Raw genomic sequence first — 15667 nt, forward strand, 5'->3', positions numbered from 1 at the left:
CAGTTCACTCCGAAAGGAAGGTAAAAAATGAGTCAAAACGATAGTGTAAAGTATCCCATCTGGCAGTTTAACACCTACACTCTCGTAGTTTGTAGAAACAAGTAGAATTTGCCGAAAAGGGAAGAATGCCTCGACAGTACCTGGATTAGAATGATCCCCACACTCTTTTGGGGCCTAACTGAAGTTTTCTAATGATTATTACCGCCCTGCGAAAAAGACGCTCGAATAGATTCAAGTACTTTTTGTTAACTATCAGCTCTTCTTCGTAGAACTGCTCGATATTTTTTCCGCTAATACCATGAGGATCGTAATCTACAAGAATTTCCGGAACAAAAAGAAATTTTTCGGATCTCAGTATCCTGGTCCAAAACTCGTAGTCCATCCGTAACCTTAATCCTGTGTCATAAAGCCCCCATTCCCTGAAGACGTCTGTCTTTATAAAGGATGCCTGATGCGAAATCATGGCCTTTCTGCAAAGGGGGGAATCATTCTCTACCGGTCTTTTGGGAATAGTACGCGAACCAAATTTAGCGAAAAAGGACAAAATCCTTTGACCACGAGTCAAATATCTTGCCACATAAGACAGAGCTTTTGGTGTAGTAAAGATATCACCGGCATTCAAAAAGTTGATATAGGTACCAAAAGAAAGTGTGATCCCTTTGTTGAAAGCATCTGCTATGCCGCTGTCCTTTTCACTGACCCAGTAATCGATGGAATGCTCATATTTGCGTATCACATCTACTGTCCCGTCTGTCGAACCCCCGTCTATGACCAGAAATTCGAAGTTTGGGTAGTCTTGAGAAAAAACGTTGAGAGCGGTCTTCTCGAAACCTTTTGCATTATTTAGTACAACCGTTACAACTGTTATTGATGGAAGCTCGTCCATTTGCGGGCCTAGCGATGACGGACCATTAGGTTCGTTCATACTTAAGGATGATGCGGCCTCTAATCTAGCGGCAAGATCCGGAGCTGCTTTGATAACCGGACATCCGTGGATATCGCAGAGATGCCAAACGCCGTCTACCTTCTTATATGAATGCTTAAAATACCCTTTTCTTCTTAACCCCCCTTCCCCTTTCCTTTTGGGATTTGGAGGAAGGAATGATCGTGTAAGAAACTTATCCTCCGGTCTCTGCCGGATGATTGGTCTTTCGGTGGTAATTAACAATCCTCTACCCCTTTTTCCATGTCTTTACAATCTTCTCAGCAGATCTTCCCACAACGTAGCCACCTATTCCAATTTCGAGAAGTGTCCACATATCAGGAGGGATCTCAAGCGAAGGAAGCCTAAAAAGAGGAGCAAATCGGAACAACCTCTTCGACGACCTTTAAAACCTTTTCAATTATTGGTCCAATAACGGCTAGTATACCAAGTAAACCCATCTTACACCTCCACCAGACGTATCATGAACTGTTCTTCCAAATCGTACCATACACCGTGTACAAACCCTCTTCCCCTTGCAATGCACATCTTTCTGTCATAAACATCAGTTTGCCACCTTGGATTTACCTGTTCTGATACCCTTTTTGCGATAAGTTCGAGCTTAATTGCCTCCTCTTGATCTTTAAGTTCAGACCTCAAATAAGCCTCAGTAGCTTTTTTTATTCCTCCACACTGAACGATGATGTCGAACATTAAAGCTATGGCCCTTTCTGTTTTGAGTCCATATTCACGGGAAAGATTTTGAGCTCTGTTGTATATTTTATTCGCGTGCCGCAACTGTATGTTCTGAAACTCCCTTGTTCTTCCAAGTTCTTTAAACATGCCACGCCATGGTTCGTATATGAAATGCCTTATGGGATGCTGAATGGAATTGGCAAACTCCATTGCGCTCTCTTTGTCTTTTAGAACCTCCTCGATAACCGTTATGTGCTCCCCGAATATTTCCTCCATCACATCTCTGTAATCTCTGAGCATGTCCTTAAGTAAGACCTGGAGCGATCCTTGACCGAAATTCCACTGGAGAGCCCCAAAACTTATACCTTGGCCGTCGAAATTACCAGTTATAGCGCTAAAACACTCAGGAGGAGGCCTTCCAGTCTCAAAAGTTCCCGTAAGCGTAAGGCACCTTAAGTCAAGGGGAAGGATCTCTGTCCTTGAAGGCTCTTCTTCGGAAAGAAGAAGAGAATATGTCTTCGGGCCGACTATTCCATCAACTTTTAAGCCGTTTTTCTTTTGGAATTTCCTTACTGCTAATTCTGTTGCTCCACCGAAAATCCCATCGATGGGCCCAGCATACAGTCCAAGATCTTTCAGTTTGGCCTGTAGTTTCCTTACGTCGTCACCGACGCTTCCGAGTCTTAGGATCACTTACTACTTTCTAGGAAGACCAGTCTATTTTTGGAAAATCTGTTAGAAGTTCGGGTACGTACGCGAGTGGGGTTACTTGAAAGTCCAAAAAGAGCCGAACTAAAAAACTTGTAACTGTGTCTGGGAGTCCAAATACCAAATATAAGTCTTCTTAATTCCTTCTTCTAGGGATATCCTCGGTTGCCACCCAAGATTCCTCATCCTACTTACATCTAAAAGCTTTCTTGGTGTTCCGTCGGGTTTTGAAAGGTCCTGATCAATCTCACCTTTAAAGCCCACAATCTCTTTTATTAGTTTTGCGAGATCCCTCACCAATAGATCTTCACCCGTTCCCACATTTACGAAATAGTCAGGAAGTTCGAAAGCCGGTTGAACAACTTTTTTATCCTTGTTTCTAGGATGAGAATAGCACATATCCCATGCATCTATCTCTTCCATTAGATAAGTGCAGGCATCCGCCAGATCATTGACATGTAAGAATTCTCGATAAACATTGCCCGACCCCCAGACAATTACCCTTACTTTATCCCTGTCCATCTTTATCCCGACCTCATCTAAGGCAGAAACGATACTCGATTTATCTTTAAAATCGATCCTTTTTTCGAGCCCGAACCCGATGGGGTACCTTTTAAGATCCCTCCTTATGCTCTCGAAGTCTCCATTCTCCAAAAGTTTTCCAAGATGGAACTTCCGGATAAGTGCGGGAATTAGATGGGACGTCTCCAAATTGAAATTATCGTTTGGACCATAAAGGTTCGTTGGCATGACGGAGATGAAGTTTGTCCCATACTGCTCGTTATAGTACCTCACGAGTTTTATCGCCGCAATTTTGGAGATCGCGTATGGTTCGTTTGTGGGTTCTAAACTTCCTGTAAGAAGATACTCCTCTTTCATAGGCTGAGGCGCATGTTTTGGATAGATACAAGATGAGCCAAGGTTTAAAAGCTTTTTCACACCGGTGGTGAATGATGCGCGAATCGTATGGAGGGCAATAGCCAAATTCTCATATAGGAACTCCGCTTTGTAAGTACTATTTGCAAGGATTCCTCCTACTTTTGCGGCAGCAAGAAAGACGTAATCCGGCTTATGCCGGAAAAAGAACTCTTCCGTCTCATCCTGTCTTGTTAAATCCAATTCGAAAAAAGAGACTCTTCCTTGCAAATCGGGGTCAGGTTTTTTTGAATAATAGTTCGAAATGATGTTTCTGTAACCTTTTTCTATGAGCCTCCTTATAAGCGCACTGCCTACCATTCCTGTCCCGCCCAAAACGAGGATTTTAGATTCTTTTCCGATGGCCATTAGTTAGCCCCTTACGGGTTCTTGAAGTTTAACACATATCTGATTGCGCCTATGGAAACAAGCATTTTCCGTTTTTGGACATGTTAACAAAGATTCTCCGAATTACCCACAACCGCTATTCGGAATATATGTCAGTTCGTGTCCAGTATAGAAAAACCCTTTCTCCTGACATGCTTTTATTCCCTTACCTGGAGGATTAAGGCCAAGCAGCTTCATATCGTAATCGACCATTATCATTATGAGCTCCTCAAAAGTTGTTCGGGGTTGCCAATTTAATCTCTCTTTAGCCTTTGTTATGTCAGCCCTTAGATGGTCTACTTCGGTTGGCCTAAAGTAGCGGGGATCGATCTCTATTACTATCTGAGATGGCTTAATGGGTAGTTCACCACAGGGGGAAACCGTATCACTCACAGATTTGACGATCCCTTTTTCTTCTATGCCACAACCTTTCCACTCTATTTCTATTCCGGCGTAAAAAAACGCCTTTTCTACAAATTCTCTGACCGAGTGGCTTTCCCCTGTGCCCACAACATAGTCATCAGGGCTATCCTGTTGAAGCATAAGGTACATCATTTCGACGTACTCAGGAGCAAAACCCCAGTCCCTCTTGGCGTTTAGGTTACCGAGATATAACTTTTTTTGCTTTCCTGCAAGAATGTGGGCAATCGCCCTCGTTATCTTTCTAGATACGAATGTTTCACCCCTTCTTGGGCTTTCGTGATTGAAGAGTATCCCATTACATGCAAAGAGTCCGTAAGCCTCTCTGTAATTGACTGTCATCCAGTATGCGTAAACCTTGGCAGCTGCGTAAGGACTTCTAGGACAAAAAGGTGTCTTTTCGTTTTGGGGTGGAGGAGATGCTCCGAACATTTCTGAAGAAGATGCTTGGTAGAACCTGGTTTTTATTCCGCTTCTCCTTATTGCTTCAAGAAGTCTTGTTGTGCCTAAAGCCGTTATGTCCCCTGTGTATTCGGGCATATCGAACGAGACACGAACGTGGCTTTGGGCTGCTAGATTGTAAACTTCATCTGGGCGGATGTTATATATGAGCTCGGTGAGCTCTCCCGAATCGGATAGGTCTCCATAATGTAGGAATAGTCTTGCGCCCGGGATGTGAGGATCGACGTATATATGATCTATTCGTGATGTATTGAAAGTACTTGCGCGGCGGATAAGCCCGTGTACCTCATAACCCTTCGAGAGAAGATACTCCGCAAGGTAAGATCCGTCCTGACCAGTGATTCCTGTTATTAAGGCCTTGGGCATGGTATTTCGACCCCTAGCTTACTCATTTTTGTAGTTTAGCTACACCTCCTGGCTTTTAAAGGCGGCCTGTTTTTGCCGTACAGCACAGAGAGCGTTATTCTCAAAGGAGCTAACGATCAAAAACACGAATCCTGCCGAAACAGACTCTTTTCTGGGCTGTTTTTTGGTCTTATGAAAAATTCGTAGGCTACCGCCATTCCCACTTTTGGGCTTATCCCTCAGGGAGAAAAGTAAGAAGTACAAGCCCATAAAACAGAAAAGATTTTACCACAAGGGGGTCTGAAATCAAGTTCTTTGCTGTTGAGTCGAAGAAAAAGTTTAGATAAAAGTAATTACGTGCGAATCCTAAACGCGGAGTTTCTAAAACGTATAGTTGATCACACAGAGAGAAGGTTCTGTCAAATGTTAGAGGTCGGATTTATAGGAAGATCAAACGTTGGCAAATCTTCCCTCATAAATTGTCTACTTTTGAGAAAGCTGGCGCGGACGAGCTCTTCTCCGGGTGCCACAAAAACTATAAACCTTTACAAGGCAGAGTACGAGTATAGAGGGAAAAAAAGCGTGATGATAATTTCAGATTTTCCGGGATTCGGATACACACGGATCTCAAAGAGTATATACGAGGGATGGGAAAGGATGATTGACTCTTACGTACAAAATAATCCCCTGTTAAAAAGGCTCATATGGGTTTTTGATGTTAGGCGAAACTTCGATGAACTCGACAGTCTGGCACTTAGTTGGCTCAATTTGAGAAATATCCCTTTCTCTTTTGCGGTCAATAAGATAGACAAGGTTTCTAAAAGCGAACTGGCGATAAGGAGAAGAGAATTTGAAAAGTTACTAGGTACTGTTCCAGTTTTTTTCGTTTCGGCCAAAGACAGGACAGGCAGGAAAGAGCTTTTATATCACATAGGGGATGTTATAAGTAGACCCTCTTAACTTTTGAGATCCTTTATAGTAAAGACGCTTCGAAACCCATAGCCTCTCGATTCGATTTCTTCTTTTCCACCTTCCTCCCTATCTATAAGTGCAATGATACCTTTTACTAGGAGGCCTTCTTTTTCGGCTATCTCCGCTGCCCTTACCGACGAACCACCTGTCGTTACAACGTCCTCAAGTATAACGACCTTTTCTCCTTTGACTAAATTTTTTCCCCCCTCTATCCATAGATTTTTGCCGTAACCTTTTGGTTCCTTTCTTATGAAAAAACCTTTAATAGGATCTCCCTTTGAATAAGCGTAAAGAACGGTTGCGCAAACCAAGGGATCTGCCCCTACACTCACACCACCAACAGCTGAGACATCACCCATTCTTTTTACCTCCTCGTACAGTATAAGACCCGTAAGGTACATTCCCTCAGGATTGAGAGTAGTTTCTCTCGCATCAATGTAATAGGTGCTTTTTTTTCCGCTTTTTAAGATGAACTCGCCCTCTTCATAGGATAAGGTTTTTAAAATTTCTAGTAGTCTTCTTTTTTCATCCATCTTTCTTCCCCATTAAAGTCTTTTCTAAACTCTCAAACTCGGAGAGGAAATGGTTGATTATCTCCTCATCCATGAGGTACACATTAATCTCTTTTAGGCTTACCCTTTTTTCCCGTACGAAGTTCCATATCTCTTCCGTTATGATCTTTGCGCACTCATCTTTTGGAAATCCAAATATTCCTGCACTTATTGCAGGCATCGATATCGATTTTAAGCCTCTGTCCTCTGCCATTTCGAGTGCACTTCTTACTGCGCTTCTTAGCTTGTTATGTTCATCCCCCTCCCCCCATCTTGGACCTACCGCATGGATCACATATTTTGCCTTGAGATTTCCCGCCGATGTTATTGCGCAAGAGCCGACAGGTACGTAACCGATTCTATCGCTCTCTTCTTGTATTATCTTTCCACCCTTTCTCACAATAGCTGCTGCAACTCCTCCTCCATGTTTGAGGTAAGAATTCGCGGCATTCACTATGGCATCTACGCTACTCTCTGTGATATCACCTTTTATTATCCTAAGGGTAGTATCCTTATAGGTTAGCTGCTTTATTACTTCCATTTAGACCTCCTATCCAATGTATGTATCCTTTTCTATCCTTAGATGTTTGCCTTTCAATTTTTCCGAGCACTCTTCAAAATCGAGGGCAAAAAGAGGGCTTATCTCAACGTAAACATCGCTTCTCACTTCAATCCCTATAGATTGTAACCACTTTTTATATAGATCAGACATCGCTTTCCTTGCAGCATGGGGCGATGATGGGCCATCTTTATCTTTTACAGGAGAGAATTCCTCTTCCCTTAAGACTTCCAAAGCGCAAACTTTATCTGCCCATCTGAAAGAATCGAAGACGAAGGTTTCAAATTTGACGACATCCATGTACCGTCCATCGATAAGTACTTTTTTTTCCGCTAAATGATAAGGTAGGTCGGAAAGATTCTCCTTAATCCTCCGTATGAATTCGATGGAAAATACATGCATGGCGGTATTTCCGGCCCAAAACTTTAATTCACCGTTTTCATCCCGCACTGAAGATAGATAGGGGCTGAGCTCAGAATACTCAATCACTGCGGGTTTTCCCGCAACCTTTAAATAGACTCCCATCTTTTCTCCTTCTCTTCTCCTTACAACCTTTATAGACACATCCGCACCATACATCCTGTGGTATCCCAAAAAAACAGGATCTGCAATCTTTACAAGGGGGTTGTCAACCTGAAAGTAGAAGAGATATTCGAATCCCTCATCACGGAGGGTATCCACGATTCCTAGCTCGCAGAGCTTTTTTATAGAGTTTCCGTGGCCATTGGGGCTAAAAAGCACCTCTGTCTCATTTTTTAAAACTATTTTCCCATCCCTCGTTAGGACGGGTAACATATCTTGCTCGAAGATGATGAGATCATCTTTTTCTAGCCCAAAAAACTTGTTATCTTCGAAGAAACGGTAGACCTCTACCGAGCTTTCAGGATTAGTCATGACAAGGAAAGGAATCCTCGTTTCATACTTTTTTGAGATGGCAAAAATTCTCTCGGCGAAAAGTTGGAAGAAAGTCTTGTTCTTAACCGGAGTTATAGAAAAAAAACCCTTTGGTGAATTAAGACCGAGTCTTGTTGCTTGTCCTCCCGCAACTAAAAGACAGGCTACTTTTTTTTGCTTCAAAAGCTCTTCTCCTAAAACCCTTGCCCTCCTTTCAGTGGCTCTTTCTTCGTCCTTTGAGGGACGTTTTATAACTTCTGGAGGCATTAGGTCTTTTAGACTTAGAGGTTCTTTTCTTTTCGATTTCTCCTCAGAGTAAATCTTATTTATGAAAGCAAAATCAACGCGTTTTAGGTTCTCCAAAAGTAGCTCTCTTTTTTTACCTGGAAGGGTAATTAAGTGATCTATTATGTGGGTCTGTCCATACTTTTCAAGGAGCCTTAAAATTCCACTCCCTTCCATAGGTACAAATAGATTATACCAGAGTCCCGTTCTTCTCAAAAAAAGAAAAAAATGGTGTTGACGCGGAAAGTTTGCACATGGTATCCGTCTATCCGAAAAGGTAGCCTCAACCCCGATCGCTTTTTATGATAGTGGCGAATCGAAAAAGGCGGAGGAGATATGGGGAATGAAGACTTGACAAAGAAACTTTCTCTCCTTGACAGATACCTTACGGTTTGGATATTTTTGGCCATGTCGGGCGGTGTATTTTTTGGCTATCTATTCCCGGGAATCGCTGAGTTTTGGGATAGATTTCAAGTAGATACGACAAATATACCCATAGCGATAGGCCTCATTCTCATGATGTATCCTCCCCTTGCTAAGGTTAGGTACGAGGAGTTAAGGGAGGTCTTCAAGAATGTTAGAGTTTTGACTCTTTCACTTATCCAGAATTGGGTAGTCGGCCCGATTGTCATGTTTATCCTCGCAATCGTATTTTTGCGAAACTATCCAGAATACATGGCTGGTCTTATAATGATCGGGCTTGCGCGTTGCATCGCCATGGTGATAGTCTGGAACGAGCTTGCGCAGGGAGATACCGAGTATTGCGCTGGCCTTGTAGCTTTCAATTCCATATTTCAAGTCCTTTTTTACTCTATTTACGCTTATCTTTTTTTAACTGTGCTACCACCTCTTTTCGGGTTCAGAGGGACTCTTGTGAATATCACGATCTCTCAGATAGCAAAAAGTGTCTTTATCTATTTAGGCATCCCTTTTATTTCCGGAATAATCACTCGTTTTAGCCTCGTACGGCTCAAAGGGAAAACTTGGTACCACGAGAGATTCATCCCCAAAATTAGCCCAATAACGTTGATTGCTCTCCTTTTCACTATAGTCGTTATGTTTTCGCTCAAAGGTGAGTACATAGTGAAAATACCTTACGACGTACTGATAGTAGCCCTACCCCTTTTTGCCTACTTTATAATAATGTTCATCGTGTCCTTCTTTATGAGCGGAAAAGCCGGAGCCCACTATGCGCAGGCAGCAACCCTCTCTTTTACGGCTGCCTCCAATAACTTTGAGCTTGCCATAGCGGTTGCTGTTGCAGTTTTCGGGATAGAGTCAGGTCAGGCTTTTGCGGCTGTAATAGGGCCCCTTGTCGAGGTACCGGTGCTTATAAATCTTGTAACCCTTTCTCTGTGGATCAAAAGGAGATACTTTAGGGTAGCAAAGGAAACCCCACTTGGCATCCACTACTATTTGGACCGTAATCCATAAGTTTTTAGTTTTGCTTGATTTTTCCCCATACTTGATTTTTAATTATCGTCCGTGGGAAGGGAGATCCTCTACTCAGTTACCCTAGCCGAGATATATCTCAAGCAGGGACTAAAACAGAAAGCTTTAGAGATTTACGAATATCTTTCGGCGATGCAGCCAGAAAGGGAAGACATAAGACTAAGACTGCTGGCGCTAAAAGGGGAACTCGAAAAGAAAGGAACCATATCAAAAATCAAAGAGATCGTCACAAGAAAGGTTTTATAGTCCTCAATTCAAGACATGAAAGCTCAAAGGATTGAGAAAGTAAAAGATCTGCTCTCGAAATACGGACTTGATGGGATCCTTTTGAAAAGTCCCGAAAACATCTTTTATCTTTCTGGATTTAGGGGCTCAGAAGGACTTCTTCTCGTAACGAGAGGAGATGTCTTCCTGATTACAGATTTCAGGTACATAACTTACGCGAAAGACTCTGTACAGGGTTTAATTGTATTGGAAAAAGGAAGAGAGAAAGATCCTCTCCCGGAAATCGTAAACGATTATGGACTCAAACGTATTGGCTTTGAATCTAACTACACAAGTTATGCCATTTATGAGGAGTGGAAAAAGAAGCTTAAAGAATGCGAAATTCTCCCACTGAAAAATGAAATTGACGACATAAGAAAGATAAAAGAGCCCGAGGAGATAGACAAGATAAGAAAGGCCATTCGAATAGCGGAAGAAGCATTTATAAGAGTCTATGAGAAAATAAAAGCCGGAATAACCGAAAAGGAACTGGCCTGCGAGCTCGACTTCGAAATGCAAAGGATGGGGGCGGAAAGACCTTCTTTTGAGACCATTGTGGCATCGGGCGAAAGGACTGCCTACCCCCATGCAAGACCATCGGAAAGACGAATAAGAGAGGGAGACGTACTCATTATTGATTTCGGAGCCCAATACGAAGGGTATTGCAGCGATGAGACGTGTACGGTCTTTTTTGGGGAACCAACTAAAGTCCTCAAAGAGATAAGGCAAATAGTTTATGAGGCTAAGGAAAAAGCTATAGAGGCCTTGCAAGCGGGGGTCCCTGCAAAAAAAATAGATTCCATCGTAAGAACTTACATACGCGAAAGAGGATACGGAGATTACTTCGGACATGGAACAGGACATGGTATCGGTCTTTCCGTTCACGAACTTCCTCAAATAAACGATCTTTGCGAGTCTATCCTAGAGGAGAATATGGTTATAACCATAGAGCCCGGGATTTACATTCCAAATGTTGGGGGGGTAAGACTAGAAGATATGGTTCTTATACGGGAGGGATACCCTACCGTTCTTACTGCGCTAAGAAAAGATCTATTTTTGGTTTAGGGAGGGAAGATGCTCGTATCAACCTCTGAATTTAGAAAAGGACTTAAAATTCTAGTGAACGGAGAACCATCAGTCATAGTTGACTTTCAGCATGTGAAGCCCGGTAAGGGAGGAGCCTTCGTAAGAACCAGGGTTAAAAGCTTGATCACCGGAAATGTCCTCGATCTTACCTTCCGATCGGGAGAAAAGGTGGAGCTTCTAGAACTGGAGGAAAAGAGGATGCAGTATCTATATAAGGAAGGGACCAGGTACTACTTCATGGATCAGGATACCTTTGACCAGCTCTTCATAGATGAGGAAAATTTAGGTGAGGCGAAATACTTTCTAAGTGAGGGTCTAACTATAACGGTTTCTTTCTACAAAGGGAATCCTATAGGTGTCGAACTTCCTAACTTCGTAGATCTAAAGGTTGTTAAAACGGAACCCGGATTTAAAGGAGACACCGCCCAGAGCGCGACAAAGCCAGCAACCCTCGAGACCGGTTTCACTCTACAAGTCCCACTCTTCATAAACGAGGGGGATCTAATAAAGATAGACACGAGAACAGGTGAGTACATCGAAAGGGTTACGAAGTAAATGTCTTTTTTTGTTACGTTCGAGGGCATTGAGGGGTCGGGAAAGACCACACAAGTACGCTATCTGGAATCATATCTCAGAAAAAGGGGATTTAAGGTTGTAAAAACTAGGGAGCCCGGGGGCACAGATCTCGGCGAGAAAGTAAGATCGATACTACTTAACGGGAGACTCAAGATCTCACCCTATGCGGAACTTTTCCTTGTAATAGCCCAGAGAATACAGCACATAGAAGAAGTTATTCTGCCTTCTTTAAACCAAGGTAAAATGGTTCTGTGCGATCGTTTTACTGATGCCACATTGGCCTATCAGGGGTATGGACGGGGGATCGATTTAAACCTAATTAACTATCTCAATACCATCGCTACAAGAAATCTCAAACCGCACTTGACTTTTTTGCTTGATTGCAATGTAGATTCCAGTTTGCGGAGGAAAAGAACTCAGAATAGGTTCGAGAACGAAAAAAAGGAATTTCACGAAAAGGTTAGAAACGGTTACCTTGAGATTGCGCGTTCCGAGCCTGAGAGGTTCGTCGTACTAGACGGAGCAAAGGATAAGCATATATTAAAGGAAGAGATAAGATGCCTCATCGATGAAAGACTTAAAAAATACGGAATCTTCTGAGATCGTTGGACACGAAAAACAGAAAGCCATGCTATTCGGTTATATGGAAAACGGAAGACTACCCCACGCACTTCTTCTTTCAGGGCCATTTGGAATAGGTAAAAAGAGATTGGCTTTATGTTTCGCTAAACGTCTTATGTGCAGCTCCCAAAGGGGTGATGATAATTGCCCTTCTTGTAAGTGGATTGAGAGAGGGACCCATCCGGATCTTCTTTTACTCGGTGGGGCAAATAAGCCGATAAGTGTAGAGCACGTGAGGGAAGTCATAGAATTGGCTGAGAACCGTCCGTACCTCAGTGAGACAAGGGTTATCGTTTTTGATGACGCTCACCTTATGAGTTTCGATGCTTTAGGAGCGCTTCTTAAAACACTCGAAGAACCTAAGCAATTTAACGTCTTTATCCTTATAACCTCCCAGGAGGAAAAGATTCCTCTTACAATTAGGTCTCGGTGCACGAGAATCCCGTTTTCTCCTATAGAGGTAAGTCTTCTTAAACAGTATCTAGTGGAGAGGAGAAATCTTGACGAGAAGAAAGCGGAGATCATTTCAAATGTATCCTTTGGAAGTTTTGCCTTAGCTGAATTCTGGACAGACGAGGCAAATATAAAGAGGAGGAGAAGGCTTTTTGAATGCGTATTAGGCGTAAAGAGAAGCTCTATGGACATTAGTCTTATTTCGCAAGAGATTTCGGCCAGTGATTGCGATATCTACCTCTACTCGCTACTTGGAATACTTAGGGATCAGTTCGTGTACAGTATGACAAAAGACGTTGACCGATTATATAATAAAGACTCTGTTGATCTACTAAGGGATAGGCTTGATGGACAAAGACTGAGGGAAAAGATGGAAATGGTTATTTACACCATGCGTGCGCTAAAAAATAACGTGAATAGGTGGTTGGCCTTTGAAAATCTGATTTACTCTTTATGCGAGGAAGAATGAAGACTTGCTACGTGAAACTTAAGGGCTTTCCTTCAATTGTGGAAGTAGAGGCGAATGATGAGGTGAAAAAAGGGGATATAGTTGTCTTAGAACTTGAAAAAGGGCTCTCAATAGGGGAGATCATAACGGATGTTCGCGAAAGTGAAAAAGGAAGTGAGGAAAGTGTTCCCAAGATCGTAAAAAAGGCATCCCCTGAAGAGATTTCTGATTTTTGCGTACTTGAAGGAAGATTAGGGTACGCAATGGAGTTCTGCAGAAAAAAAATCGAGGAGTTTAAGTTACCTATGAAGCTTCTTTGCGCCGAGTATCTATTCGGTGGGACAAAGCTCATCTTCTACTTCTATTCCGAAACAAGGGTCGATTTTAGGGAACTTGTAAAAGAGCTTGCAAGGGAGTTTAGGGTAAGAATAGAGCTTAGGCAAGTTGGGGTGAGAGACCAAGCAAAAATTATAGGGGGATTGGGAAACTGTGGAGATGTGGTATGCTGCAAGAAGTTCCTAAATTCCTTTTTTACTGTTTCTATAAAGATGGTAAAGGAACAGAATCTTGCGCTTAACCCTTCGAAGATATCCGGGGTTTGCGGAAGGCTAATGTGTTGCCTTGCCTACGAATACGAGATGTATATGGAGTATAAAAGGGAGCTACCTAAAATCGGTAAGATGGTAACTATTGGAACTGATGTTGGAAGGATTGTTAAGCAGAACCCTCTTCTTCGCACTTTGACCGTGCAGATGGAGGATGGAAGGGAACTTACTCTTCCGGCTGAAAAAGTAAAACTAGTCGATGATCAAGAAAGGCAAGAGGAAAAATGAAAGGCAACTTTTATATCACCACTCCCATCTACTACATAAACGACGTTCCCCACATAGGACATGCCTACACAACTATTGCAGCCGACGTTATGGCGAGATTCAAAAGGATTTGCGGCTACGAAGTGTTTTTCCTCACAGGTACTGACGAACATGGACAGAAGGCTGAGAAGGCAGCTTACGCGCAGAATATGAAACCAAAGGAGCTTGCGGACAAAATGGTTATGAACTTTGTCGAACTGTGGAAGGTGCTCAACATATCGAACACGGGCTTCATAAGAACTACAGAAGAGAGGCACAAAAAGGTTGTCCAGCACATATTCCAGACTGTGTACGAAAAAGGAGACATCTACCTCGGTGAATACGAGGATTGGTACTGTGTGTACTGCGAAAGTTTCTACACGGAATTCCAGCTCGTAAACGGAAAGTGTCCGGACTGCCAAAGGGTTCCTCAAAGACTCAAAGAGGAGAGCTATTTTTTCAGACTCTCTTCCTACACTGATAGACTTTTGGACTTTCTGAAAGAGAACCCGTCCTTTGTGCTTCCTGAGATTCGATACAATGAAGTTGTAAGCTTCGTCAAAGGCGGTCTTAGAGATTTGAGTGTGAGCCGGACGAGCCTAAGCTGGGGTATACCGGTACCTTTTAACCCTAAACACACAATCTACGTTTGGTTCGATGCTCTGACAAATTATCTTACCGGGATAGGTTTCCTTGAAGATAATGAGCTTTTTAACTCGTTTTGGCCCTGTGACGTCCATCTTATCGGAAAGGATATACTCAGATTTCATGCCATATACTGGCCAATATTTCTTATGTCCTACGGTCTTCCACCTCCGAAGAGGATCTTTGCCCATGGTTGGTGGACAATAGAGGGACAGAAGATGTCGAAATCGTTGGGAAATGTTGTGGATCCCACGGAGATAGTTAAGGAATACGGGGTAGATGAGTTTAGATTTTTCCTTTTTAGAGAGGTTCCCTTCGGCTTGGATGGAGATTTTTCCAAAAAGGCAATCGTTCAAAGGATAAATGGAGATCTCGCCAATGATCTTGGAAATCTTTTAAGCAGAAGCATAACAATGATTGAAAGATATTCGAAGGGAAAGATAGAAGGCCCGGAAAAGAAAACTGGCCAAGACGAATTTTTGGAAAGTAAAATCCTTGAACTTGTAGCTCACTACGAAAAGGAGATGGAGACCCTTTCCTTTTACAGGGCCATAAAGTGTGTTTTTGAAATAACAAGCCATCTCAATAGGTACATTGATTCGGAGGCGCCATGGAGACTTGCAAAGGAGGATGACTCAAGGCTTAAGACAGTACTTTTTAACCTTTGGAACGGATTGAGACTTGTTGGGGTTTTACTCTATCCCTTTATGCCTGAGAAATCGAACGCTATATGGAGGGCAATCGGTATCCAGAATCCGATAGAAAAGACCCAATTTGATAGAGAGAAAGCATTTTTTAAACTCGACGACCTCTCAGAAATAAGAAAGATTCCGCCCCTTTTCCCGAGGATAAAAGAAGAATGAAGAATTTCACGCCAATTAGGGACGTGTTGACAAAGATATTAAAGAGAAAGAGGATCTGCGACGATATAAAGTCTCTTAAACTATTCACGGAATGGGAAAAGATCGTTGGAGAAAGGTTTGCCAGGTACGCTCACCCAATAAGGGTCAAAAAGAACGTGCTCTATGTCGAAATCGAAGATCCCGCTTACCTCTCCCATATGGAGTACATTAAAGCGAACCTGATTGAGAAAATTTCAAAAGCCACAGGAAAGATGATTTGCGACATAAAATTCACACTTTCCGAGTAAATATC

General features: G+C 42.6%; 18 protein-coding genes. 10 read left to right on the forward strand and 8 right to left on the reverse strand.

The genetic code is table 11. The annotated features are described in order from the left end of the window. Window positions 1–145: 145 nt before the first annotated feature. From NZ583_02790 to gmd, 5 genes are all read right to left on the reverse strand, one after another. The gene (locus NZ583_02790) at window positions 146–1168 is read right to left on the reverse strand and encodes a glycosyltransferase (GenBank protein ID MCS7280542.1); all 1023 of its coding nucleotides are present in this window, start codon (window positions 1166–1168) and stop codon (window positions 146–148) included. 4 nt (window positions 1169–1172) lie between these two features. Continuing rightward, window positions 1173–1313, reverse strand: coding sequence for a hypothetical protein (locus NZ583_02795; GenBank protein MCS7280543.1), 141 nt, complete (start codon window positions 1311–1313; stop codon window positions 1173–1175). Window positions 1314–1384: 71 nt separating this feature from the next. Then, window positions 1385–2311, reverse strand: coding sequence for a peptidoglycan-binding protein (locus NZ583_02800; GenBank protein ID MCS7280544.1), 927 nt, complete (start codon window positions 2309–2311; stop codon window positions 1385–1387). Window positions 2312–2410: 99 nt separating this feature from the next. Then, the gene (locus tag NZ583_02805) at window positions 2411–3604 is read right to left on the reverse strand and encodes a GDP-L-fucose synthase (GenBank protein MCS7280545.1); all 1194 of its coding nucleotides are present in this window, start codon (window positions 3602–3604) and stop codon (window positions 2411–2413) included. A 108-nt stretch (window positions 3605–3712) separates the two neighbouring features. Further along, window positions 3713–4876 (reverse strand): GDP-mannose 4,6-dehydratase, encoded by a 1164-nt coding sequence (gene gmd / locus NZ583_02810; protein ID MCS7280546.1) that lies wholly within the window; start codon window positions 4874–4876, stop codon window positions 3713–3715. 336 nt (window positions 4877–5212) lie between these two features. On the opposite strand from gmd, the gene yihA reads away from it, so the two are divergent. Then, the gene (yihA, locus tag NZ583_02815; GenBank protein MCS7280547.1) at window positions 5213–5815 is read left to right on the forward strand and encodes a ribosome biogenesis GTP-binding protein YihA/YsxC; all 603 of its coding nucleotides are present in this window, start codon (window positions 5213–5215) and stop codon (window positions 5813–5815) included. Here the strand turns inward: yihA and pyrE are convergent. Genes pyrE through NZ583_02830 form a run of 3 tightly spaced genes read right to left on the reverse strand, consistent with a single transcriptional unit; the run spans window position 5812 to window position 8293 of the window. After that, the gene (gene pyrE, locus NZ583_02820) at window positions 5812–6360 is read right to left on the reverse strand and encodes an orotate phosphoribosyltransferase (GenBank protein ID MCS7280548.1); all 549 of its coding nucleotides are present in this window, start codon (window positions 6358–6360) and stop codon (window positions 5812–5814) included. The genes yihA and pyrE overlap by 4 nt on opposite strands. After that, the gene (locus NZ583_02825) at window positions 6353–6919 is read right to left on the reverse strand and encodes a macro domain-containing protein (GenBank protein MCS7280549.1); all 567 of its coding nucleotides are present in this window, start codon (window positions 6917–6919) and stop codon (window positions 6353–6355) included. Before NZ583_02825 ends, pyrE begins: the two co-directional genes overlap by 8 nt. 9 nt (window positions 6920–6928) lie before the next feature. Then, window positions 6929–8293 (reverse strand): UTP--glucose-1-phosphate uridylyltransferase, encoded by a 1365-nt coding sequence (locus tag NZ583_02830; GenBank protein ID MCS7280550.1) that lies wholly within the window; start codon window positions 8291–8293, stop codon window positions 6929–6931. A gap of 159 nt (window positions 8294–8452) precedes the next feature. Here NZ583_02830 and arsB point away from each other — a divergent pair, with 159 nt between their 5' ends. Genes arsB through NZ583_02875 form a run of 9 tightly spaced genes read left to right on the forward strand, consistent with a single transcriptional unit; the run spans window position 8453 to window position 15662 of the window. After that, window positions 8453–9550 carry an ACR3 family arsenite efflux transporter gene (arsB, locus tag NZ583_02835; protein ID MCS7280551.1) on the forward strand — a complete coding sequence of 366 codons (1098 nt, stop codon included), beginning with the start codon at window positions 8453–8455 and terminating at the stop codon, window positions 9548–9550. Between the two features lie 51 nt (window positions 9551–9601). After that, window positions 9602–9814: a hypothetical protein gene (locus NZ583_02840; GenBank protein MCS7280552.1), complete on the forward strand. Its 213-nt coding sequence runs from the start codon at window positions 9602–9604 to the stop codon at window positions 9812–9814. Between the two features lie 15 nt (window positions 9815–9829). Next, the gene (locus tag NZ583_02845) at window positions 9830–10897 is read left to right on the forward strand and encodes a Xaa-Pro peptidase family protein (protein ID MCS7280553.1); all 1068 of its coding nucleotides are present in this window, start codon (window positions 9830–9832) and stop codon (window positions 10895–10897) included. 9 nt (window positions 10898–10906) lie between these two features. Next, a complete protein-coding gene (gene efp, locus NZ583_02850) occupies window positions 10907–11473 on the forward strand; it encodes an elongation factor P (protein MCS7280554.1) in 567 nt (188 codons plus the stop codon). Continuing rightward, window positions 11474–12094: a dTMP kinase gene (tmk, locus tag NZ583_02855; protein MCS7280555.1), complete on the forward strand. Its 621-nt coding sequence runs from the start codon at window positions 11474–11476 to the stop codon at window positions 12092–12094. Then, window positions 12063–13037, forward strand: a complete 975-nt coding sequence (locus NZ583_02860) for a DNA polymerase III subunit delta' (GenBank protein MCS7280556.1) — start codon at window positions 12063–12065, stop codon at window positions 13035–13037. The genes tmk and NZ583_02860 overlap by 32 nt, the downstream gene beginning before the upstream one ends. Then, window positions 13034–13849 (forward strand): stage 0 sporulation protein, encoded by an 816-nt coding sequence (locus NZ583_02865; protein MCS7280557.1) that lies wholly within the window; start codon window positions 13034–13036, stop codon window positions 13847–13849. The genes NZ583_02860 and NZ583_02865 overlap by 4 nt, the downstream gene beginning before the upstream one ends. Further along, complete coding sequence (gene metG / locus NZ583_02870) at window positions 13846–15375, forward strand: methionine--tRNA ligase (protein MCS7280558.1); 1530 nt, start codon at window positions 13846–13848, stop codon at window positions 15373–15375. The genes NZ583_02865 and metG overlap by 4 nt, the downstream gene beginning before the upstream one ends. After that, window positions 15372–15662, forward strand: a complete 291-nt coding sequence (locus NZ583_02875) for a DUF721 domain-containing protein (protein ID MCS7280559.1) — start codon at window positions 15372–15374, stop codon at window positions 15660–15662. The genes metG and NZ583_02875 overlap by 4 nt, the downstream gene beginning before the upstream one ends. Window positions 15663–15667: the final 5 nt, after the last annotated feature.

The organism is Thermodesulfobacteriota bacterium, from assembly GCA_025062045.1.
In the GTDB taxonomy this organism is placed as follows: domain Bacteria; phylum Desulfobacterota; class Syntrophorhabdia; order Syntrophorhabdales; family JANXAF01; genus JANXAF01.

Bases quoted from the DNA above. Each gene is read 5' to 3' on its own strand.
- gmd (MCS7280546.1), bottom strand. From the start codon at position 4,876: ATGCCCAAGGCCTTAATAACAGGAATCACTGGTCAGGACGGATCTTAC.
- pyrE (MCS7280548.1), bottom strand. From the start codon at position 6,360: ATGGATGAAAAAAGAAGACTACTAGAAATTTTAAAAACCTTATCCTAT.
- NZ583_02825 (MCS7280549.1), bottom strand. From the start codon at position 6,919: ATGGAAGTAATAAAGCAGCTAACCTATAAGGATACTACCCTTAGGATA.
- NZ583_02830 (MCS7280550.1), bottom strand. From the start codon at position 8,293: ATGGAAGGGAGTGGAATTTTAAGGCTCCTTGAAAAGTATGGACAGACC.
- arsB (MCS7280551.1), top strand. From the start codon at position 8,453: ATGGGGAATGAAGACTTGACAAAGAAACTTTCTCTCCTTGACAGATAC.
- NZ583_02845 (MCS7280553.1), top strand. From the start codon at position 9,830: ATGAAAGCTCAAAGGATTGAGAAAGTAAAAGATCTGCTCTCGAAATAC.
- efp (MCS7280554.1), top strand. From the start codon at position 10,907: ATGCTCGTATCAACCTCTGAATTTAGAAAAGGACTTAAAATTCTAGTG.
- tmk (MCS7280555.1), top strand. From the start codon at position 11,474: ATGTCTTTTTTTGTTACGTTCGAGGGCATTGAGGGGTCGGGAAAGACC.
- NZ583_02860 (MCS7280556.1), top strand. From the start codon at position 12,063: ATGAAAGACTTAAAAAATACGGAATCTTCTGAGATCGTTGGACACGAA.
- NZ583_02865 (MCS7280557.1), top strand. From the start codon at position 13,034: ATGAAGACTTGCTACGTGAAACTTAAGGGCTTTCCTTCAATTGTGGAA.
- metG (MCS7280558.1), top strand. From the start codon at position 13,846: ATGAAAGGCAACTTTTATATCACCACTCCCATCTACTACATAAACGAC.
- NZ583_02875 (MCS7280559.1), top strand. From the start codon at position 15,372: ATGAAGAATTTCACGCCAATTAGGGACGTGTTGACAAAGATATTAAAG.